Consider the following 21,233-nt stretch of genomic DNA (forward strand, 5'->3'; position numbering starts at 1 on the left):
TCCTTCGCCGGAGCGCCGCGTCGACGAATATCCGCACAAGCTCTCCGGCGGCATGCGCCAGCGCGTCATGATCGCGATGGCGCTGGCCTGCGATCCGATGCTGCTGATCGCCGACGAGCCGACCACCGCGCTTGACGTCACCCTGCAGGCGCAAATTCTCGATTTGATGCGCGAGTTGAAGGCCGCGAGCGGCGCCGCCATCATTCTCATCACCCATGATCTCGGCGTCGTCGCCGAAGTCTGCGACGAGGTCGCGGTGATGTATGCCGGCGAGATCGTCGAGCGCGCGCCGGTCGATGCGCTGTTCGCCAGCCCGCAGCATCCCTACACCGTCGGCCTGCTCGGCTCGATCCCGCGGCTCGACCGCCAGGCCTCGCACCTTGCGACCATCGAAGGCATGGTTCCGAACATGACGGCGCCGCCGCCCGGCTGCCGCTTCGCCGCGCGCTGCCCGTTCGTCGGCGACATCTGTGTCGAAGCGCCCCCGCCGATGGTTGCGGTGAGCCCGGACCACTGGTCGCGCTGCATCAAGGCGCCGCTGGAGAGGCTGGTGTCGTGATGGGGTTATATCAATTCGTCATACGCGGGCTTGACCCGCGTATCCATCTCCTTCGCAAGACTCTCTCAAAGAGGATGGATTGCCGGGTCAAGCCCGGCAATGACGGGGAGAGAGTCCGATGATCCCATGACCGCGCTGCTCGAAGTCGATGGCCTGATCAAACATTTCGTTGCCGATCGCTCGGTGTTCGGAACGCCGCGCGCCTATGTGAAGGCCGTCGATGGCGTCAGCTTCCGCGTCGCCGCCGGCCGGACGCTTGCGCTGGTCGGGGAGTCCGGATGCGGCAAGTCGACCGTGAGCCGGCTGGTGCTGCGGCTGATCGAACCCGACGCCGGCAGCATCCGCTTCGAGGGCCGCGATCTCCTTGCACTGGACGCCGGCGAGCTGCGCGCGTTCCGCCGCAGCGCGCAGATCATCTTTCAGGACCCCTACGCCTCGCTCAACCCGCGCATGACCGTGAGCCAGATCCTGATCGAGCCGCTGGCGCTGCATGATCTGGTCCCTGCCCCGCGCCGCCGCGAGCGTGTCGATGAACTGCTGCGGCTGGTCGGGCTGGAGCCCCGCTTTGCGCGGCGCTATCCACACGAATTCTCCGGCGGCCAGCGCCAGCGCATCGCGATTGCGCGGGCGCTCGCGGTCGAGCCAAAACTGATCATCTGCGACGAGCCGGTGTCGGCGCTCGATGTGTCCATCCGCTCGCAGATTCTCAATCTGCTGCACGACCTGCAGGACCGGCTCGGCCTCGCCTATATTTTCGTCTCGCACGACCTCGCCGTGGTAAAACACATCGCCGACCGCGTCGCCGTGATGAATCTGGGCGAGATCGTCGAGACCGCGGACACCGGGACGCTGTTCGCCTCGCCACGGCATCCCTACAGCCGCGCGCTGCTGTCAGCTATCCCGGTGCCCAATCCGCGGGCAAGGCGCACCCGCATCCTGCTGCAGGGCGAGATGCCGAGCGCGCTCAATCCGCCATCGGGCTGCCGGTTTCATACCCGCTGCCCCTATGTCATCGAGCGCTGCCGCATCGAGCGGCCGCAACTGCTCGCCGATGCGGACGGACACGCCACCGCCTGTCATCGTGTGGCGGAACTGCCGCCGCCCGAAGCCGTCGTGCCGGCGGACAGTACCTTTTCGCCGACGCTGGAACGGCTGGTGGCGGCTTTTACCGGAAAGTCGGAAGGTACTTCTGGCGTCGGTGTTGGTATAAATAATGCAACGTCGCCACCGGGCGCTTGAACCAGGGGATCTGATCGATGAGAACTTTTCGTGTTGCAGCCACCGCGGTGGCGCTCTTCGTATCGCTTAGCGCGGGCGCTTTCGCCCAAACGACGCTCCGCATCGGCCTCGCCGAAGACCCGGATATGCTCGATCCGACGCTCGGTCGCACCTATGTCGGCCGCATCGTCTTCGCGACGTTCTGCGACAAGCTGTTCGACATCGATGAAAAGCTCAATATCGTGCCGCAGCTCGCGCTGTCGCACGAGACCTCCGCCGACGGCAAGGAGATGACGATCAAACTCCGGCCAAACGTAAAATTCCACGACGGCGAGCCATTCGACGCCGAGGCCGCGAAATTCTCGCTCGAACGGCATCTCAACTTTCCAACTTCGTTCCGCAAGCCGGAACTCGCCACGGTCGACCATGTCGATGTCGTCGATCCCCTCACCATCAAGCTGGTGTTGAAGACGCCCTACTCGCCGCTGATCGCGCAGCTCACCGACCGCGCCGGGATGATGGTCTCGCCGAAGGCCGCGAAGGAAGCCGGCGACAAGTTCGGGCTGAAGCCGGTCTGCGCCGGTCCTTACAAGTTCGTCGAGCGCGTGCAGCAGGATCGCATCGTGTTCGAAAAATTCGCGGATTACTGGAACAAGGAAAACGTCTTCATCGACAAGGTCGTGCTCCTTCCCATCGTCGATGCCACGGTGCGACTCGCCAACCTGAAATCCGGCGGACTCGACTTGATCGAGCGCGTGCTGGCAACCGACATCAAGACGGTGCAGGCCGATCCGAAACTCAAGCTGGCGACCGCACCCGATCTCGGATATCTCGGCCTCACCATCAATATCAACAACGACAAGAATAAAGGTCCGCTTAGCCAGTCCGAAAAGGTGCGTCAGGCGCTCGATCTTTCGATCGACCGTGATGCCCTCAATCAAGTGGTTTTCAACGGCGAATTCACGCCAGGCAATCAGTGGATCAGCCCCGTGCATCCCTATTATCAGAAGGCGTTTCCGGTCCGCGGGCGCGATATCGCCAAGGCCAAGGCCCTGTTGAAGGAATCCGGCGCGCCGCTTCCGGTCAGTATCGATTACATGGTGCCGAAGGGAGCCGAGAACGAAGCCGTGGCCCAGGTGATCCAGTCCATGGCAGCGGAAGCCGGTTTCGATCTAAAAATTCGCATTATCGAGTTTGCGACGTCCTTCAAGCAGGCCCAGGCCGGGGAATTTCAGGTGTTCCAGATCAACTGGAGCGGCCGGATCGATCCCGATGGGAATTCCTACATCTTTCTCCACACCAAGGCGCCGCAGAACGACGGCGGCTATTCCAATGCGGAAGCCGACAAGCTCATGGAAGATGCGCGCCTGGTCACCGACCCGGCGCAGCGCAAGGCTCTGTACGAGAAGATGACGAAGATCGTGCTCAACGACGAGCCGCTGATCTATCTCTATCACCGCAAGCTGCTGATCGCCCACACGACGAAACTCGAAGGCTACAAGCAGATGCCGGACGGCCTGGTGCGCGTGATCGGGCTGAAGCTGAAGTGAACACCCAACGACGCCGTCATCCTGAGGTGCTCGCCGTTCTTCACGGCGAGCCTCGAAGGATGCGGACAGGGGCGCAGGCGGCCCATCCTTCGAGACGCCGCGCAAGAGCGCGGCTCCTCAGGATGACGGGTGGAGGTTGCCGCGGAGAGACTCTTACACAAACACCGCGTTCGTTACGGCCATGCTGAGCTTCCTCGCCAGACGTCTTGTGCAACTGATCCCGACGCTGTTCTTCGTGTCGATCTTGATCTTTTCGCTGCAGCAATTGCTGCCCGGCGATCCGGCGCTGGTGATGGCCGGCGAAGAGCGCGATCCCGATGTCATCGCACAAATCCGTCAGCAGTATCGGCTCGATCAGCCAATTCCGGTTCAATATGTCTACTGGGTCAAGGGCGTATTGTCCGGCGACTTCGGCGAGTCGCTGCGGATCAAGGTGCCGGTACGAGAGTTGATCGTGCAGAAACTGCCGGTGACGATTCAGCTCGCCTCGATGGCGATCGTGATCGCGTTCCTGATCGGAATTCCGGCAGGGATCGTGTCGGCGGTGAAGAAAGGCACGGCCTGGGACTACGCCGCAAACCTGTTCGCGCTGTGGGGCATCTCGACGCCGAATTTCTGGCTCGGGATCATGCTGATCTTCCTGTTCTCGATCGAACTCGGCTGGCTGCCGGCGTCGGGATACGTCCCGCTCTCCGAGAACTGGCGCGCCAGTCTTGCTTCCACCATCATGCCTGCCTTCGTGCTCGGCAACGCCATCGCCGCGATCCTGATGCGGCATACCCGCAGCGCGATGCTGCAGGTGCTGGAAAGCGATTATGTCCGCACCGCCCGCGCCAAGGGCCTCTCCGAGCGCTCCGTCATCCTCAAGCACGCCATGCGCAACGCACTGACCCCGATCATCACGCTCGGCGCGCTTGAGCTCGGCACGCTGCTGTCGGGCGCGGTACTGACCGAGCAGATATTTTCGATTCCCGGCTTCGGCAAGCTGATCGTGGATGCCGTGTTCAACCGCGATTATGCCGTGGTGCAAGGCGTCGTGCTGGTGACGGCTACCACCTACATCCTGCTCAACCTGATCGCCGACATCGCCTACATCCTCGTCAATCCCAGGCTGAGAGCCTAACGCATGACCGACACGGCGCTCCACGCCATTCCGGTCACGCGGACGGACGAACTGGAAAGCCCGGCGCGGCGCGCACTGCGCCGGCTGTTCCGGCGCAAGGGTGCAGTGGCCGGCATCGTTGTCATCGTGACATTTATCGTGCTCGCGCTGTTCGCACCATGGTTCGTGCCCTATGACCCCATCGCGACGAGCTGGACGCTGGTGCGCAAGCCGCCCTCGGGCTTGCATTGGTTCGGCACCGACGACCTCGGCCGCGATATTTTCGGCCGCGTCATCTATGGCGCCCGGGCGTCGCTGATGGCCGGCGCAATCTCGGTCGGAATCGCGCTCGGCATCGGCGTGCCGTTCGGATTGCTGTCGGGCTATCGCGGCGGTTTTGTCGACGCGCTGATCAGCCGGATCACCGATGCCATGCTGGCCTGCCCGTTCCTGATTCTCGCCATCGCGCTGGCGGCGTTTTTAGGGCCCAGCCTCGGCAACGCCATGATCGCCATCGGCGTCACCACGACGCCGATCTTCGTGCGGCTGACCCGCGGCCAGGTGATGAGCGTCAAGGTCGAGGACTATGTCGAGGCGGCGCGCGCCATGGGCAATCCGCCCTGGCGCATCGCGCTGTTCCACATTTTGCCGAACATCATGCCGGCTTTGTTGGTACAAGCAACGCTCTCGATCGCGGCGGCGATCATCGCCGAGGCCGCGCTGTCGTTCCTTGGGCTCGGGCAGCAGCCGCCCGCGCCATCTTGGGGCAGCATGCTCAACGCCGCGCAGCGTTTCCTCACCAACGCGCCATGGATGGCGATCTGGCCGGGGCTGGCGATTTTCCTCGTGGTGCTTTCGTTCAATCTGGTCGGCGACGGCCTGCGCGACGCACTCGATCCGCGAGAGCGGTGATGCCTCTTCACCTCTCCCGCAGGGAGAGGTCGGCTTGCGAAGTAATCCGGGTGAGGGATTACGGACTAACGAGGGGCCGGTACCCCTCACCCGTCTCGCATCTGACGATGCGCGACGACCTCTCCCTGCGGGAGAGGTGAAGGGGCGCCGCTGCGGATCATGCAAAACGAGGACGTTAAATCACCGTTTCCCTCGCGACGCGGCGGCAGTCCATCTCGAACTCGAGATCGACCACCGGCGGGCGGGCAAAATGCCAGGTCAGCCCGGAGCGTACAGCGCCACGGCGAACCAGTTCATCGGCCACGACGGGATGGAAATCGTGCACGGTATAGGCCTGCACCGCGGTGGTGTCCTTCCAGCCAAAACCAAATTCGCCGAGCCGCTCTTCCATCGAACCGACGGTGAACCGCACCTTCTCTTTCATGGCGTCCGGACTGAGATCCTTGTAGCGCACGATGCGTTCGGGATAGGTCCCGCTGCCGCCGCGCAACTCGGCGCCGCCGGCGATGACGAAGCTCGGCATCGTGCTCTCACTCGGGCGCGTGAAGGAGAACGCGTAAAATGACGGTTCGGATGGCGGATCGATCTGGGGACAGACGTTGCTGCGCGCCACCGGATTGATGGTGCCGTCGAACAGCCCCCACTCCGCGAGCGTTTTGACATAGTGCTGATTGAAGGTCCGAAACCCGTCCTCGGTGAAGGCGGCCGGCGAGCGCAATTCGCAGGCGCAGAACGACGTCAGCGGTCGTCCGGCGGCGCGGATGTAATTCGCGGCTTGCGCAAAGCCCTCGGCCAGCGGCAGCAATTGATCGAAACGAACGCGTTCCACCTCGAAACCGGAATCCGCCGCGGCGCCGCTGGAATACTGGAATACGGCGGGGATGGAGCGATAGTTGCCGGCCGGAAAATCGCGAGTCATGTGTTGGATCCTTGATGTTGCCGCCGTTGGGCGATGCCGCAGTTCGCTGGTGAACGAATACGATCTCGATCATGCCGCCGATATGCTCATTGAGCAACGCGCTCGATACTTCCGGCGGTAGTTTCCACCAGCGAAGCCGGCTGGCGATCCGCGGCAAGAAGTAGCGGACAGCGAACCATGACGCGCTCGGCTTCGCCCTGACGGCGGCGCGCATAACCCGAATGCCGCCACGGTTCACCGCAGTGCGAATGTTTCTCATCTCGTCACGGGAGGAGACGATGATGGTCGACTTCTTATCTTCGGCCTGGTGCGACTTCTGCAGTATTGGCGGGCCTCGCAGGCGATGTCGCGATCAGAAAACGTTCGGAGAGCGCTTCTCGCAACTCAAACGAGTCCAACTCATGCTGTTCAACCTCTGCGCAACTAAAACGAGTCCTATCGACACCACTCAACCTAAACTCTATTTGTTTTTTTCTTGGTTAAATACCGCGCATGGTGTGCTCGTGCTTGCCTCGCGGCTGATCCCGGACTCTCACCGTGGAGCGCCTGTGTCTGACAGCCCAGAAATAATAAATCTCAGAACTGAGGACCTCGACCAGGTCGAGGCGACAGGAAAGTTGGGGCCGGCCAAGTACAGGAAACGGCCGGACATGACGTGGCGCGATCATCTGGTGATGCTCCTGATGTCCGGCGCGGAGATAGAGCACGCGCTGATGGTGCAATATCTTTATGCCGCCTATTCCATCGACGGAGACCAGGTTTCCGAAGAGCGTCGGGCGATGGTCGAAAGCTGGCGCACGAGTATTCTTTCGGTCGCCAGGGAGGAGATGGGACATCTCCTGACGGTTCAGAACATGCTTGTTTTATTGGGAGCGCCAATCAATCTCGGCCGCGAGATGCTGCCGTGGGACCACGAATTCTATCCGTTTCCGTTCTCGCTCGAACCGCTGTCGCTCGAGTCGCTGCAGTGCTTCATCTATGCCGAGATGCCGAGGTTCGAAAGCCTGGGAACGGAAGCCCCTGGCAAGCAGCGCGAAAAATATGCGCCGTCCGCCATCTCTCTGGAGCGACAGTGCGGCATCATAGATGAAATCAAGCACGAACTGGCCAAACGTCATGACAAGGAGCGCGTCGATACCGACATGCATCGCGTCGGTGAACTCTATGACCAGATCATAGCCCTCATCTCAAACGCCGAACTGATCCCGGAGTCCGCGTTCAACGAGGCGAGCTACGATATGCAAGGCTCCTGGGACGACTGGGGGCGAGGCTACAAAGCGCCTCCAAGGCTTGTCGACCCGGAAGGCAATCTTGATCCCAGGAGCGATCCTGGCGCCGGCGAGTCCCCACCTTCCAACTGGAATGCGCTGGCAAGCCGCGATGCCCATGTGCAGATCGAGCGCGCGGCGACTCGCGAGCAGGCCGTCAAGGCCTTGCGGGCGCTGGCCGCCCAAGGGGAAGCGCAGCATCTGCGAGAGGACGAGACCGGGGAGCCATCCCACTTTGAACGCTTCATCCATATCTACGAAGAATTCAAAGACCTTAAAGCTCGCGACCCGTCCTGGAAAGCAACCCACGAGGTTCCGCGGAATCCTACCACCCAGAGCGACTTCGCCGAACTCCACCCGCACGACACCACTCTCATCCACGTCGACGCGGCAACAGCCCACTATTTCGCGCAACTGTTCAATCAACGCTACCGGATGCTGCTCACCTATCTGGCGCATTCGTTCCGGCTTGCGCGTACGCAGCCGATGCATCGACCGAGTTTGCGTGCAATGGTCATGCATCGCGCCTTCGGCGAAATGTACAATATCAAGACTCTCGCCGGTCTGTTGGTGCGATTGCCTCTTCACGACGATGGCGGCAGCGCGCGCGCCGGTCCCCCGTTTGAAATGCCCTATTCCCTGGATCTGCCGCAGGGGGACCGTGATATCTGGCTTCGATACGACGACCTGCTTGCGTCCTCGCAACAAACATGCAGCGAAGTGTTCCTTTGCGCGAAAGAAAATCCCGCAGTGCGTGAGGAGATCGCGCGCATCGGAGGGGATGTCTACTTGCGCACCCTGATGAATCTCGACAGCCAGACCCGGCTTTGGATTGGTAAAGTCGTCGCTGGCATGAACGAAAGGGCAGACCATTGACGATCAAGCAATTGCGAATTCTGCCACCGTTTGCGATCGGACGGCTGGGGTCGGCTTCCGAGCCGATGGACAATTACTCGCTCGACCTTGATATCGATCCCGGTACGGAAACCCCGCTGGGTTATCGCCAGATCAAGGCTCAGCCGACTCTCATCGTCGACGAAAATTCCGGCGAGATCGAGAGCGAGAGCACGCCGGCCACCCTGGAATTCAAGCGGGCCGGAAAAATCCGGCCGGTTGCGCCGTTCCTGGAAGTATATGCGGTCACTGACACCGATGAATTGGTGCCGCTGACGGTCGACCTGCTGCGGGCGAACGGTCTGACTCTCAAAAACATCTCATGGCAGGTCACGGTTTCCAATCGCAAAGTAGTCCGGCGAACCCAAGACCATGACGACCTCGTCCATGCGCAGACCAGACAATTCTCCGATCACCAAAGCCACACGCTGAAGGGCAAATGCAAGAACTTCATTTCGCCGGATGCCTTCGTCGATTTTGGCTCGGTACGTTTCATCCGGCCCAACGATCGTTTCCCGGAAATTCGTTTGCGCTTCACGCCGGCGGCCGGCCTGATCTACGGACCGGATCAAACCAGCGAAGGCCTCGCGGCAAAGGATGGGGATCCCGACGCCGCCGAACAGTATCAGGTCCCGAAGGCCCGCGCGCTCTATAATCGCGAGAAGAGCTGGTACGGATTGAGTGCCGCCAGGAACCAGACGCTGCCACCTTCGCTGTTTGCGATCGAGCCGCCTGCACCTTCCTGGCTCTACGACAACAGAGCGATCAGCCGCGGCTATCTCGACGACGCTTGCGACGGCTTTGTCGAAGTCCAGCTCACGCTGCCGGACCGAAAAACACTTGCCGCCACGGCGAGGATTTGCGCTGCGCCGCCGGCGATGGCACCCGACGCGCTGTTCGTGCGCACTCTGGTGGACGATCTCGAGCAGGTCATCGACGGTCCCGAGGTCGCGCCGGCCGAGGCGGCGGAGGTCACGCTTGCGAGGGCGCAGGACATCGTCCGGCGTGCTTACGAGACGGTCCGCTTCATGAATGTGGCTGTCATGAACGGCAACGATTTCAAAGGTCGATCCGCGCTTTCGCTTGACTCGATGGCCCAGGAGGAAGCGGCCGACACCCAGCGGCCGATTCGTCCGATCATGCCGTCGGGCACGGTAGATACTTTCGCGATCATGACCCTGCACCAGCAAGCTTACGGGGCCTTGCGGGGCGGCGCCGCGCCCTGGTTCTTGCGAATGCTGCGCAGTCCCGATGAGGTCGCTGATTTCACCGACCGTGGCCGGCGGAAAATGCCGGCACTCATGTGCGGAGCCGACAACAATTACCTGGCCCTCACCTGGCGCCAGATCGACACCATCAGGAAAGCGGCGTCGGCGCCCCCGGTTGCCACGTCGGTTGCGGCGCCCGCTGCGAAGAACGTGCTCACACCGAGGAATTTGTCCGCGCAGATATCCTACGAGGCCAAGGGCAATCCGATCAGTTCCCGCCCGGTCACCTCGGTCGCCAATTGCTGTCCTGGACTTGAGGTGGACTTCCGCGCCGTGTGGCGCCGGATGTTCCGCGGAATCGAACTACGCGAGTACGACAATCTCGTCGTGAATGTGGACGACGACTGCGACATGGTCGTCGATCGCCTCGACGATTCCAAGCTGAAGCCCAGCCACCTCAAGGGACATCGCCTGCTGCGCGTGGTGCTGCCCGCGGCCGATGGCGGCAAGGAGGTTCCGCTTCTCATGATGACGCCGATCTGGGGACCCGCCTCCTCGGACATGGAAGGGAAAATCAACCTGACTACCAGTTTCAATCCAGACGGGCTGGCACCCGTCGAATGGTCGAACGCCTTGGCGCGCGTGCTGCCCCGCAAAGGTACCCGCGTTCGTTGCGATTTCAGCGCCAAGGCCTCGGAGCGCCAGCAGCGCCTGGACGAGCATCCGAAGAATTACGTCAGTTTCAATTGCGAGGTGCGGCCCTTCTTTCAAGACGACACCGCAGTCATTTCGAACGAACTGGCCGCAGCCGGCGAACTCACCCAGGGGCTGTGCTCGCCCTGGCAAAACGATTTTCGCGAATGCTCCTGCTATTATTGGGCGTCCGCGCGCCCCGACTATGTCAACGTCGAGCTGACGGCGACCGGGCTCAGCGCCGGCGACAACTGGATGCAGAAGCAGCGCTCGGGTTCCTATGTCGCCGACGACTACGCCGACACCCGCTTGATGATGTACGACGACTTGTTCCGCGACTGGGAAACCTTGTTGAAGTTTCAAGTCGGAGGACGGGATTACCCCGACCCGCCCTCGGATGCGGAGACGGGGAAGAAAACATGACCGCCACCGCTCGCCACTACATGAGCGTATCGTCTCCGCGAACACCGCATACGCACTTGATCGAGAACTCCCGCGGCGGGCATCTCTTTGTCGCCGACGGAAGCCGGCTGTTCGAAGCCGATGCGAGCTTGTTTGCGGCCTACAATGCTGCGACCGAAGGCGGAACCGAGGCGATGGAGGAACTGCTCCGGCAAGCCGGCCTTGTCGGCCGCCCCTTCATCGACGACTCGCCGCTTTCCTCACCGCCGCTCCGCGCGCTTTCGCTTGCGATTGCTCAGAAATGCAACCTCGGCTGCACCTATTGCTACGCCCAGCAGGGCGAATTCGGCGGAGTGGCGAAAAATATGGAGCTGGCGGATGCGCTTCGCGCCGTGGATTTGTTGGTGGGAACCGCCGAGCCGGGGGCCCGCCTGAACCTGGCGTTTCTCGGCGGAGAGCCGCTGGTCAATCGCAAAGTGCTGCGGGCCGCGACGCTGCGGGCCGTGGAACTGGCCGGGGACCGCGGCGCGAAGATCAGTTTCTCGATCACCACCAATGGCACGCTGCTGAGCGAAGACGACGGGCTCTTCTTTGAGGAGCATGGCTTCGCCGTCACGATCAGCCTCGACGGTCCGCGGGAAACTCATGACGCGTTGCGCCCCTTCAAGAGCGGCCGCGGCAGTTTTGACGCAATCATGAAACGCGTCGAACCGCTCCTCAAGATGCAGCAACGGATGCAGGTCACCGCGCGCGTCACGGTCACGCCACGAAATCTTTCGTTGCGCCGGACCCTCGACACCTTCATCGCCGCCGGCTTCCACAGCGTCGGCTTTTCGCCAATGCTCAGTGCGCCCACCGGCGAAGGCGAAATGCAGTCCGAGGACCTCGAGCTTATGCTGGGCGAAATGATCAACTGCGGGCGTGAGTTCGAGCGCGCTTCGCGCAGCGGCCGACGTTATCCCTTCGCCAACATGGTCAACGCGATGCGCGAGATCCATCGCGGCACCCACCGCCCATATCCCTGCGGCGCCGGCGCCGGTTACCTCGGCGTATCAGCCGACGGTGAACTGGCGGCTTGCCATCGCTTCGTCGGCGACCAGGAGGGCGCCATGGGTTCGCTGGACGACGGCATCGATCTTTCCCGCCAAGCGGATTGGCTGAACGCGCGGCATGTTCACCGCCAGGAGCCCTGCCAGTCCTGCTGGGCGCGATACCTTTGCGGTGGCGGCTGTCATCACGAAGTCATTCGCCGCGGCCGGCCGGCTTGCGATTACATCCGGGGCTGGCTGCATTATTGCCTTGAGGCCTATCTCAGGCTGTCGTCCGAGCCGGGAAGCGCAGGCCTCAGCCTGCCGGGAATAGCTCATGGCTGATGTCTGTGTCATCGGCGCGGGACCGGCGGGCAGCACCTTCGCTGCGCGGATGGCCCAACTCGGACATCACGTCCAGTTGATCGAGCGGCAGCGCTTTCCTCGCAGGCGTCTGGGCGAATCCTTAAGTCCGGGCGTCATGACACTGCTCAGGGCGGCGGACATGCACGAGACCGTGGAGGCGGCGGGCTTCCCCGAAATCAAGGGCGTTTGGGTCAAATGGCCGGATGGACCGAAGCTCCGCGAAGACACCGGTGCAAAAGGTCTGCTCGTCGACCGCGGCGAATTCGATCTGCGCCTGCTGGATCGTGCTCGGGCCTTGGGAGTGGAGGTTCATCAACCCGCGATCGTGGGTCAGCAAATCCGGGATGGCGCGCGATGGCGTCTGACCATCGATGCCGACGGCACTTCGCAGCATCTCGACGCGGATTTTGTCGCGGATGCAAGCGGGCGGCGCAACGCGTCGGGTCGCCAAATCAAAGCGGGCCCTTCCACTGTGGCGGTGTATGGCTATTGGCGCGGTAAAAGCTTGCCGACAATGCCGCGTATCGAAGCCGGTCAGGACTGCTGGTATTGGGGCGTTCCGCTACCTGATGAAACCTACAACACTCAGGTGTTCGTGGATCCCCGCTGGTTCAGGCACTTGGCCGGCTCCACGATGGCAGAGCGCTTTCTAGGGCTAATCGATCGTTCCGGCCTGATGGAAGGTTGCCGCGACGTTGAGCTAATCGAGCCGCCACGCGCCATCGACGCGACGCCCTATCTGGGTAGCGACTGCGTCGCGCCAACCAGAATTCAGCTCGGCGACGCGGCCATGGCGATCGATCCAATCTCCTCAAGCGGAGTTCAGAAGGCGATCCAGAGCGCGCTCTCCGGCGCCATCGTCGCCAACACGCTGCTGCGCCGGCCCGAGTCGACGGACGCCGCTGTGCGTTTTTATCGCGCGCAACTGACCGACGCATCGGAACGGCACTGCCGCTGGGCGGCCTGGCATTATCGCGATGTCGCTGCCGGGTGCGACCATCGCTTCTGGCGGCAACGCTCGGCTTCGCTCGCGACGATGAATCCGCCACCGCTTCCGGCTATCGACGCCCGCGCCTTTGCGACCACGCCCATGGGGCTTTCACGTGAGCTAAAATTTGTCCACACACCGTGTCTGCAAGGGGATTTTGTCAGCCTCGCCGCGGCCTTGCATCATCCGCGCCTGACAAGCCCGTTGGTGTTCCTTGGCGGCCGCAAGCTGGCGCCGCTGCTGCAAATCCTGCCGCCAGGCAAGACACCGTTGCAGATCGCCCAATCCTGGTCGAACCACATGCCGCTCGAATCCGGAATGGAGATCGCGGGCTGGCTCATTGATCGCGGCATTTTGGTTGAACAGCCCGACCAAAGCGGGGCGCTGTCATGATGGCTCCATCTCTTGCGGACTGGCTCAAGTCCCACGATCTGGAACGATTTGTCCAGATCTTCGCAGAGCACGAAATCGATCTCACGACGCTTGGACTACTGGCCGAAAGCGACCTCAAGGAAATTGGTCTGCCGTTCGGACCGCGCAAGCGAATACTCCATTTGCTGGCCGAGGAAAACCTGCTCGACAAGGCGGCCCGCGCGGCCCCCGCCCCCCACCATTGGCTCGGCGGGTTCGCAACTGCGCGCCGGCAAGGCGATCAAGAACTGGCGCACCAGGCCATCGAGGCCGAAGCGCGTCGCAGGGGTCATCCGTTTGGCCTCGCGTCCGCATTGGCGATCGGCGTCAAATCATTTGACTCGCTCGACCGAGGTTTTGAGCGACTGGTGGAGGCCGGTCATCGCCTTTGGACCTGGTACTTAAGAATTTGCGAGATGAGGGGAAAGCTTTGATCCAGAGAGCAAGCTCTTGCGCGCCGGCGCCCATCCGCGACTGCTCAGGGAAGGCGACCAAGGGTTCGAAGCAGGCCATCCAACTTTCTGCCGCGCTCCTGGCGCGGACCTTCCGCGGCAATCCCTGACCGTTCGAACAAACGTAGTCCCACCAACCAAGGAGTATGACGATGTCTACCAGAATATCCGACACAGACGAAGCGACGATCAGGGCGCTGGATGCAGAATGGAGCAAAGCGGCGCACGCAAAGGACGTCGATCGCGTCATCTCCTTCTACGCGAAGGACGGTTCGGTCGTGTGGCCCGAGAATCAAGCCGCCAGAGGACACGCCGCCATCCGCGCCCGCTGGGAAGCGGCCTATGAAACTACGCCCGATCTCTGGCTGGAGTTCAAGCCATCGCACATTGAAGTCGCCAGCGGACGCGACATGGCATCCGACTTCGGGGAGGTTTATTTCGCTCCGCATGTCAAGCCTGACGACACGCAGAACGTCGGAAAGTATCTGGTGGTTTGGAAGCGCGAACAGGACACTTGGAAAGTACTTTACGATTGTTACAACATGAACGGAACTTTCAATCCCGTGAAATAGCAAAACAGCCTCGTATTGCTCCAGCAAGTCGGTCGCCGTATCGGTTCTTGCATAAAGCACGATGAATTCAGGTTGAAGCGCGCGTCACCTCTCCCCGCAGGGGAGAGGTGAACCTGAACGTCACGGCGGTTCGACATAAAGCCATCATGTTCTAGAAACTGGATTCGTCATGCGCGCGTGCGGCTCGGAACGCAAGTGACGTTCGGGTTTTAAGCTTGCGCGCTTGCTGGAGCAGCTGATTTGACCTTGTTACTCCAGTTGCATGCGGATGCCCTTGGCGCCATTGAGCAGCCGCCGCAGGTGAAAGCCGGCCAGCGCATCGTCGGCGTGCGATCCGACCAGCGCGGCAAAGGCCGGCATCGCCGCGGCGTCGCCCGCCTCCAGCTTCGCGAAGGCCTCGGAATATTGCGCCGTCGCCGGCCCTTTGAATGCTTCCGCCGACAGTGGCTCATAGGCGCGCAGCGGCTCGCTGCGTCCGCGCAGCATCAGCTCGCCGACCGGGCGTCCCTGAAACGCTTGCGTGCCATCGGCGACCGCCGCGCTGACGCAGATCCGCGTGCCGAGAAACTTGTTGGCCGCCTCGAGCCGCGCCGCGATGTTGACGGTGTCGCCATAGGCCGTGTAGTCGAAGAAGCGGCTGCCGCCGAAATTTCCGACCAGTGCCGGACCGGCATGGACGCCGATGCGGGTCGCGCCGAAATTCACCCCTTGCGATTTCCAGCGCTCGCGAAACTCCTGCGCCCAGGCGTCGAGATCATGCGCGCAGGCGATAGCGCGCGCCGCATAGTCCGGCTGATCGCCGGGCGCGTTGAACAGAATCTGGATAGCGTCGCCGATGATCTTTGCCACGGTGCCCTCTTGGGCGAATACGATGTCGATCATGCCGCCCATATATTCATTGAGCAGCGCACTCAGCACGTCCGGAGCGGTGGTCTCCACCAGCGAGGTAAAACCCGTGATGTCGGTGAAGATGGTCGCGACGTCGCGGCGATGCACTTCCATGCCGTTGCTTTCACCATCGGACGCCAGCCGGCTGGCGATCTGGGGCGAGAAATAGCGCGACAGCGAGGCGTGGGCACGCTCGGCCTCGGCCTGGCGGCGGCGCGCGTCGCGCATCATCTCGACGTGACGGATGGTCTTGTCGATGGTCAGCTCGAGATCGCCGAAGTCGATCGGCTTGGTCAAAAAATCGAACGCGCCGCGGTTCATCGCGGTGCGGATATTGCTCATGTCGCCATAGGCGGAGACGATGATGGTCGACTTCTTGTCGTCGGCCTCCTGCAATTTCTGCAGCAGCGACAGGCCGTCCATGCGCGGCATGTTGATGTCGGACACCACCATGTCGACCTGCGGATGGGTCTCGATCGACTGCAGCGCCTCGATACCGTCACGGGCGAACACGAACGCTACCGTGCCGTCGCGGATCTGCTTGCGAAACTTCTGCAGCACCAGAGCCTCGAGATCGGGCTCGTCATCGACGACGAGGATGGTCGGGGTCATGCGGCCTGCCCGACGCGTGCATCGATTTCGTGGCGCAGCAGCGCAAAATCGATCGGCTTGGTCAGCAGGCCCACCGCGCCGCGCTCGATCGCGTTGCGCCGGGTTTCCGCATCGCCATAGGCGGTGATCATGATCACCGGCACGTCGGGCCGCTCCTTGCGCACTTTCGGCAGCATTTCAAGACCGCTCATGCCGGGCATGTTGATATCGGACAGGATCAGGATCAGCGACGGATCGGCGACATTTTTCGCGCGTTCCAGCGCCGCCGGCGCCGACGGGGCGAATTCCATGGTGAAGCGGCCGGACCGCAGATCACGCCGGAATTGCTGGCGAAACAGCGCCTCGACATCGGGCTCGTCATCGACCACAAGTATGTAAACGCTCAATTTATGCCTCCAGCCTGAATTTGTGCGGTTCGCGGCAGCGTAATAATGAATTCGGTAAATGCGCCGGGCTCGGTATCGACGTCGATCTTGCCGCCATGTTGTTTCACCACGATGTCGTGGCTCATCGACAGGCCAAGTCCGGTTCCCTCGCCGGCCGGTTTTGTCGTGAAAAACGGATTGAACATCTTCTCTTTTACCTCGAGCGGAATGCCGGCGCCGTTGTCGCGGATGCGGATTTCGACCTTGTTGCCGAGGCTTTTCGTTGTCGCGCTCAACGTCGGCTCAAAACCATCCGCGGCGGTCTCCTTGCGCTTGGTCGCCGCGTAAAAGCCGTTTGAAATGAGATTGAGAAAAACCCGCGTGATTTCCTGCGGATACAGATCGATCATCCCGGCCTCGGGATCGAGATCGCGCTGCAGCGTGATATTGAAGCCCGACCGCTCGGCGCGCGCTCCGTGATAGGCGAGATTGAGGCTCTCCTCGACGATGGCGTTGATGTCGGCGGGCCGGTGCTCGCCGGCGCCCTCGCGCGAATGCAGCAGCATGTTCTTGACAATCGAATCGGCGCGCTTGCCGTGCTGCACCACCTTTTCGAGATTGCCTTTCAGCATGTGCGTCAGCTCATCGATCTCCTCGCGCGTCTTGCCGTCAAGCGCGGCGGGCTTGAGCACGTCGTTCAGTTCGTCGACCAATTCCGCCGACAATGCCGAGAAATTGTTGACGAAATTCAGCGGGTTCTTGATTTCGTGGGCGATGCCGGCGGTGAGCTGACCGAGCGAAGCGAGCTTTTCGGTCTGGATCAAGCGATCCTGCGCGGTGCGGAGTTCGTCGAGCGATTGGGACAATTCCCGCGTCCGTTCTTGAACCTCCTTGAACAGCCCCACATTCGAGATAGCAATCACAGCCTGGTCGGCAAAGCTGGTCACGAGTTCCACCTGCTTGTCGGTGAAAGGCTTGACCTCGGTGCGCGCCAGGAAGACGACGCCGATCACGTTTTGGTCGCGCAGCAAGGGAACTCCCAGCATCGTGCGAGCCCTGGAGTGCCGCTGCCGGCGCAGGTCCGTGAAGCGGGGGTCGGCAAGCGCGTCAGGTAAATGGACCGTTTGCTTTTCGGCCGCAACGATACCGACCGCCGAGCCATCTCCCGCGGTCACTGGATTGTCCCGCATCCAGTCAATGAGTTCCTGGCTTGCGTTGCTGTGTGCGGCGATCCGATACACGCCGTCATCCTCGCGCTGCAGCATCAGCGCATATTCCGACTGGCAGAGCCGCCTCGTCGTCTCGACGATGGTATCCATGACCGGCTGCAGATTGTTGGGCGAGCGGCTGATGACGTTCAAAACGTCGCCGGTCGCGGTTTGATATTCCAGCGCTTCGGTCAGCTCGCTGGTCTTGGCCTGCACCTCGTCGAACAGCCGCACATTGCCGATGGCGATCACCGCCTGATCGGCGAAGGTCTGAAGCAAAGTGATCTGCTTATCGCTGAAAGGATGTACTTCGGTGCGTCGAAGCACGATCGCACCTATGCTTTCATTCTCGCGCAGCAACGGTACGCTCAAGATGCTGCGAACGTCTTGGGGACCGGTGCGGCGCGATAGTTCCTTGCTGTCAGGAAATTCGTCACCCTCGGCGGAGAATGCGTCGTGAAGATGCACCGGCTTTCGATCCACGAACGCCCGCCCGGCGGCCCAGTTGCGGTTGATCGGCCATTTGTCCTGCCTTATCGGTATCGGGCCGTGGTGCTCGCTGAAGCGCAGATCGTCGCCATCCTTTAGAAGCACCGCGGCATCGATGGCCTCGCAAATCTCGCAAGCACTCTCCACAATGGCCTTCAAGACGGGCGCAACATCGGTCGGAGAGGATGCAATCACCCGCAGGATATTACCGCTTCCGGTCTGATAGACCAGCGACTCGGAAAGTTCGCCGGTCTTGGCCTGAACCTCATCGAACAGCCGCGCATTCTCGATGGCGATCACGGCCTGGTCGGCGAAGGTCTGGACCAGCGCCAGTTGCTTGGGCGAAAGCCTAAAACCCGCCTCCGGGTGGGTCAGGATGATGGTGCCGATGCCGACCCCGTCGCGCAACAGCGGCACGAAGGTGATGGAACGAAACTCGCCGGCGCTTTGCGCCCGGCGCGTGCTTTCAGGCGTGCCCGGCGCCGTTGCGTCGGGGATTTCGATGATGCGCCGCTCATCGATGGCGCGCGCCGATGGGCTGTTCACCGAATCGAACGGCATCGGATAAAGCGGTTTGACGCGCTGGATCGCTTCCACCGGCCGACCGAGCGAGGCCGTAGCCTGCCAGTGCAGCAGTCCGTCCTGGATGGTGATGATCGTAGTTTCGCACGGCGCGAACAGCCGAGCCGCACTGCTGGCAATCGCATCGAACACCGGCCCCACATCGGTGGTGGAACGGCTGATGACGTTGAGCACGTCGGCCGTGGCGGTCTGGTATTCGAGCGATTCCTGCAGCTCGCGCGTGCGCGCCTGGACCTCGTCGAACAGCCGCACGTTTTCGATGGCGATCACCGCCTGGTCGGCGAAGGTTTGCACGAGTTCGATCTGCCGCTGCGTGAACGGCACCGGCTCGTTGCGCCCCAGACCAAAGGCGCCGATCGGCTCTCCGCCGCGCATCAGGGGCACCCCCAGCATCGATCGTGCACCTGCTATCCGCGCCGCATCTTTTTGCTTGTACTCCGGGTCGCTCCAGGCATCGGCAATCTGAACCGCGCACTTTTCAAGCGCCACGCGTCCGATCAGCGTGCCGCGATCAACCGTGATCGCGGTTCGTTGCTCGTGCTCGCGATAGGCTGGAATGACATCCGTGGTACTTGCGGCATAGCGATAGATATCGCCTTCGCGGCGGTAAATTATGCAGTGGGGAGCGCCGCACAATGTCTTTGCCGACTCGGCGAGGGTCGTGAGTACCGAGTCCAGGTCGAACGCCGAACGGCTGATGGCCTTGAGCACGTCGGCGGTCGCAGTCTGCTGCTGCAGCGATTCGCTTAAGTCGTCGGTACGCTGGCGCAGCTCCTTGAGCAGCCGCGTATTCTCGATGGCGATGACCGCCTGACTGGCAAAGCTGGTGACCAACTCGATTTGCCTGTCGCTGAAGGGACGGACTTCCTGCCGATAAATGACGATCGTGCCAACCAGCTCGGTATCTTTCAGCATCGGCACGGCAAGAAGAGTTCGGGCCCGCAAACTCTCGACCGTGACCATACGCAGCGGATCGCGGTCAACATAGGCGTCTCCTGCCATCACGTCGGTGACGTGGACGACCTGCTTTCCCGCAATGACCCTTCCAAGAGCGGTGTTCGGCCCGGGGATCAGAGGCCCGCTTTTGAACATCTCGGCGAAGGCGGCTGGCGAATTATGCAGTTCCGCCGGCAATAATCCCGTGCCGTCGAACAGCAGCAGATTGCCGAACTGCGCTTCGCAAATCCGCAAGGCGTTGTTCAGCATCGACTTGAACACCGGTTGCAGGTCGCCCGGAGAGCTGCTGATGACTTGCAGCACGTCCGAGGTCGCCGTCTGCTGCTCCAGCGATTCGCTCAGTTCGCGTGTTCGCGCCTCGACCTTTTTCTCCAGGCCGGAATAGGAATCCTGCAACCTGGCGCCCATGTCGTTGAACTGGTGGGCAAGCCCTTCGAATTCGTCGCCGGTCCTGATCGCGATACGCTGGGTGAAATCGCCGCTGCCGATGCGCGCCGCGCCGGCGCGCAGGGCCTGGATCGGCACGATCATGCGCCGCGCCAGAAATATCCCGGCCAGCACGGCCAGGATCGACGCGCCCAGCAGCACGATGGCCAGCCGCTGCAGCGCTTGATACAGCGACGCATAGGCCTCTTCGACTGGAAGCTCGACGAACATGGTCCAGCCCAGCGGCGCAATCGGCGCGGACGCCGTCAGCACATGCTGGCCCTGGATATTCAGCGTGCCCTGCAACGCCTCGACATCGGCATTCGCGTTTCCCGCCCGCGCCGCCTGCACCTGCAGCAGCTTCGACATGTCGGTGTTGCGCAGCACCAGGCTTATATCCGGATGCGCGATCAGGCGTCCCTCTGCGCCTACGACATAGGCCTGACCGTGCTCGCCGACCTTGATCTGCGACACCACATCCCTAATCAGCTTGAGATTGACCTCGGCGATGGTGACGCCGGCATCTTTGCGGTTGCCGGCGAGCGACAGCGTCATGTACGGCTCGGACTCGCGATGGAAATAGACCGGTCCATAGTAAACCTTATTGGTGACAGCTTCGGTGAACTTCGGATCCTTCGAAAGGTCGAGCCCGCTCTCCACAACATTTATGGCGATGCGCGACACCCTCAAGCGCTCCTTGCCCGTGGAATCGATCTGCGCCAGTTCGGTGATGGCCGGCACCTGCTTCAACAACCGCAGTGCGTCGAACCGGCGATCCTCGATCGATTTGGCGGACCACGGCAACTGGGTGGTCCAGCCAAGCTGGCTTTCGATCTCCTTGATGAACTGACCGATCTTCGCCGCCCCGGCCTCGGCCTGCTCATGCTGAATACGGATCAACGCGGCCTTGTGCTCGCGATAATAGAAGAAAACCTCGAAAATCCCATTGGACAGCAGGGCCACCGCCACCACCGCGACGAACAGCGCGACATATTTGGTGAACAGACGGTTGCGGATTTTCGTGCCCGAAGCTCCGGCCGCGTGCGCCGCGCCCGCGTCGGGCGAGGCGGCCAGCGCCGGGCTTTCGGACGTGTCCGGGTGCAGGGAAATGCTCATCCGGTTCAATTTAGCAAGGAAGGACGGCAATGTCTCTTGCGGCAGTGC

The 21,233-nt window shown here is 61.9% G+C and carries 15 protein-coding genes; 11 read left to right on the forward strand and 4 right to left on the reverse strand.

Annotated elements, in window-relative coordinates:
* The 5 genes from VGP39_RS21385 to VGP39_RS21405 form a co-directional block, all read left to right on the forward strand.
* A partial coding sequence (locus VGP39_RS21385) for an ABC transporter ATP-binding protein (protein ID WP_327570090.1) occupies positions 1-559 on the forward strand: 559 nt, incomplete at its 5' end.
* A gap of 126 nt (positions 560-685) precedes the next feature.
* Entirely contained in the window at positions 686-1,798 is a 1,113-nt protein-coding gene (locus tag VGP39_RS21390; protein WP_327570091.1) for a dipeptide ABC transporter ATP-binding protein, read from the forward strand.
* A gap of 17 nt (positions 1,799-1,815) precedes the next feature.
* On the forward strand, positions 1,816-3,327 hold the full coding sequence (locus VGP39_RS21395; RefSeq protein ID WP_327570092.1) for an ABC transporter substrate-binding protein: 1,512 nt from the start codon (positions 1,816-1,818) through the stop codon (positions 3,325-3,327).
* 181 nt (positions 3,328-3,508) lie between these two features.
* The gene (locus tag VGP39_RS21400; RefSeq protein ID WP_327570093.1) at positions 3,509-4,450 is read left to right on the forward strand and encodes an ABC transporter permease; all 942 of its coding nucleotides are present in this window, start codon (positions 3,509-3,511) and stop codon (positions 4,448-4,450) included.
* Positions 4,451-4,453: 3 nt separating this feature from the next.
* Positions 4,454-5,341, forward strand: coding sequence for an ABC transporter permease (locus VGP39_RS21405; RefSeq protein WP_327570094.1), 888 nt, complete (start codon positions 4,454-4,456; stop codon positions 5,339-5,341).
* Between the two features lie 175 nt (positions 5,342-5,516).
* Here VGP39_RS21405 and cnbZ read toward each other — a convergent pair whose 3' ends face one another.
* The gene (cnbZ, locus tag VGP39_RS21410; protein WP_327570095.1) at positions 5,517-6,260 is read right to left on the reverse strand and encodes a 2-amino-5-chloromuconate deaminase CnbZ; all 744 of its coding nucleotides are present in this window, start codon (positions 6,258-6,260) and stop codon (positions 5,517-5,519) included.
* A gap of 278 nt (positions 6,261-6,538) precedes the next feature.
* Between cnbZ and VGP39_RS21415 the strand changes: the two genes are divergently transcribed.
* From VGP39_RS21415 to VGP39_RS21440, 6 genes are all read left to right on the forward strand, one after another.
* Positions 6,539-8,404, forward strand: coding sequence for a ferritin-like domain-containing protein (locus VGP39_RS21415; protein WP_327570096.1), 1,866 nt, complete (start codon positions 6,539-6,541; stop codon positions 8,402-8,404).
* Positions 8,401-10,746, forward strand: a complete 2,346-nt coding sequence (locus VGP39_RS21420) for a hypothetical protein (RefSeq protein WP_327570097.1) — start codon at positions 8,401-8,403, stop codon at positions 10,744-10,746. The genes VGP39_RS21415 and VGP39_RS21420 overlap by 4 nt, the downstream gene beginning before the upstream one ends.
* The gene (locus tag VGP39_RS21425) at positions 10,743-12,098 is read left to right on the forward strand and encodes a radical SAM/SPASM domain-containing protein (protein WP_327570098.1); all 1,356 of its coding nucleotides are present in this window, start codon (positions 10,743-10,745) and stop codon (positions 12,096-12,098) included. Before VGP39_RS21420 ends, VGP39_RS21425 begins: the two co-directional genes overlap by 4 nt.
* Entirely contained in the window at positions 12,091-13,500 is a 1,410-nt protein-coding gene (gene qhpG, locus VGP39_RS21430; RefSeq protein WP_327570099.1) for a flavin-dependent monooxygenase QhpG, read from the forward strand. Before VGP39_RS21425 ends, qhpG begins: the two co-directional genes overlap by 8 nt.
* Positions 13,497-13,952 (forward strand): hypothetical protein, encoded by a 456-nt coding sequence (locus VGP39_RS21435; RefSeq protein WP_327570100.1) that lies wholly within the window; start codon positions 13,497-13,499, stop codon positions 13,950-13,952. The genes qhpG and VGP39_RS21435 overlap by 4 nt, the downstream gene beginning before the upstream one ends.
* Before the next feature lie 170 nt (positions 13,953-14,122).
* Entirely contained in the window at positions 14,123-14,542 is a 420-nt protein-coding gene (locus tag VGP39_RS21440; protein WP_327570101.1) for a YybH family protein, read from the forward strand.
* Positions 14,543-14,791: 249 nt separating this feature from the next.
* Here VGP39_RS21440 and VGP39_RS21445 read toward each other — a convergent pair whose 3' ends face one another.
* The 3 genes from VGP39_RS21445 to VGP39_RS21455 are packed head-to-tail and all read right to left on the reverse strand — an operon-like array spanning position 14,792 to position 21,185.
* The gene (locus VGP39_RS21445) at positions 14,792-16,042 is read right to left on the reverse strand and encodes a response regulator (RefSeq protein WP_327570102.1); all 1,251 of its coding nucleotides are present in this window, start codon (positions 16,040-16,042) and stop codon (positions 14,792-14,794) included.
* Positions 16,039-16,428 (reverse strand): response regulator, encoded by a 390-nt coding sequence (locus VGP39_RS21450; protein WP_327570103.1) that lies wholly within the window; start codon positions 16,426-16,428, stop codon positions 16,039-16,041. Before VGP39_RS21450 ends, VGP39_RS21445 begins: the two co-directional genes overlap by 4 nt.
* Positions 16,425-21,185, reverse strand: coding sequence for a GAF domain-containing protein (locus VGP39_RS21455; protein WP_327570104.1), 4,761 nt, complete (start codon positions 21,183-21,185; stop codon positions 16,425-16,427). The genes VGP39_RS21450 and VGP39_RS21455 overlap by 4 nt, the downstream gene beginning before the upstream one ends.
* Between the last annotated feature and the right edge of the window lie 48 nt (positions 21,186-21,233).

It is taken from the genome of Bradyrhizobium sp., from assembly GCF_036009065.1.
GTDB lineage: Bacteria > Pseudomonadota > Alphaproteobacteria > Rhizobiales > Xanthobacteraceae > Bradyrhizobium.

Bases quoted from the DNA above. Each gene is read 5' to 3' on its own strand.
- VGP39_RS21425 (WP_327570098.1), top strand. From the start codon at position 10,743: ATGACCGCCACCGCTCGCCACTACATGAGCGTATCGTCTCCGCGAACA.
- VGP39_RS21415 (WP_327570096.1), top strand. From the start codon at position 6,539: ATGATGGTCGACTTCTTATCTTCGGCCTGGTGCGACTTCTGCAGTATT.
- cnbZ (WP_327570095.1), bottom strand. From the start codon at position 6,260: ATGACTCGCGATTTTCCGGCCGGCAACTATCGCTCCATCCCCGCCGTA.
- VGP39_RS21395 (WP_327570092.1), top strand. From the start codon at position 1,816: ATGAGAACTTTTCGTGTTGCAGCCACCGCGGTGGCGCTCTTCGTATCG.
- VGP39_RS21440 (WP_327570101.1), top strand. From the start codon at position 14,123: ATGTCTACCAGAATATCCGACACAGACGAAGCGACGATCAGGGCGCTG.
- VGP39_RS21455 (WP_327570104.1), bottom strand. From the start codon at position 21,185: ATGAGCATTTCCCTGCACCCGGACACGTCCGAAAGCCCGGCGCTGGCC.
- VGP39_RS21445 (WP_327570102.1), bottom strand. From the start codon at position 16,042: ATGACCCCGACCATCCTCGTCGTCGATGACGAGCCCGATCTCGAGGCT.
- VGP39_RS21400 (WP_327570093.1), top strand. From the start codon at position 3,509: ATGCTGAGCTTCCTCGCCAGACGTCTTGTGCAACTGATCCCGACGCTG.
- VGP39_RS21390 (WP_327570091.1), top strand. From the start codon at position 686: ATGACCGCGCTGCTCGAAGTCGATGGCCTGATCAAACATTTCGTTGCC.
- VGP39_RS21405 (WP_327570094.1), top strand. From the start codon at position 4,454: ATGACCGACACGGCGCTCCACGCCATTCCGGTCACGCGGACGGACGAA.
- qhpG (WP_327570099.1), top strand. From the start codon at position 12,091: ATGGCTGATGTCTGTGTCATCGGCGCGGGACCGGCGGGCAGCACCTTC.
- VGP39_RS21435 (WP_327570100.1), top strand. From the start codon at position 13,497: ATGATGGCTCCATCTCTTGCGGACTGGCTCAAGTCCCACGATCTGGAA.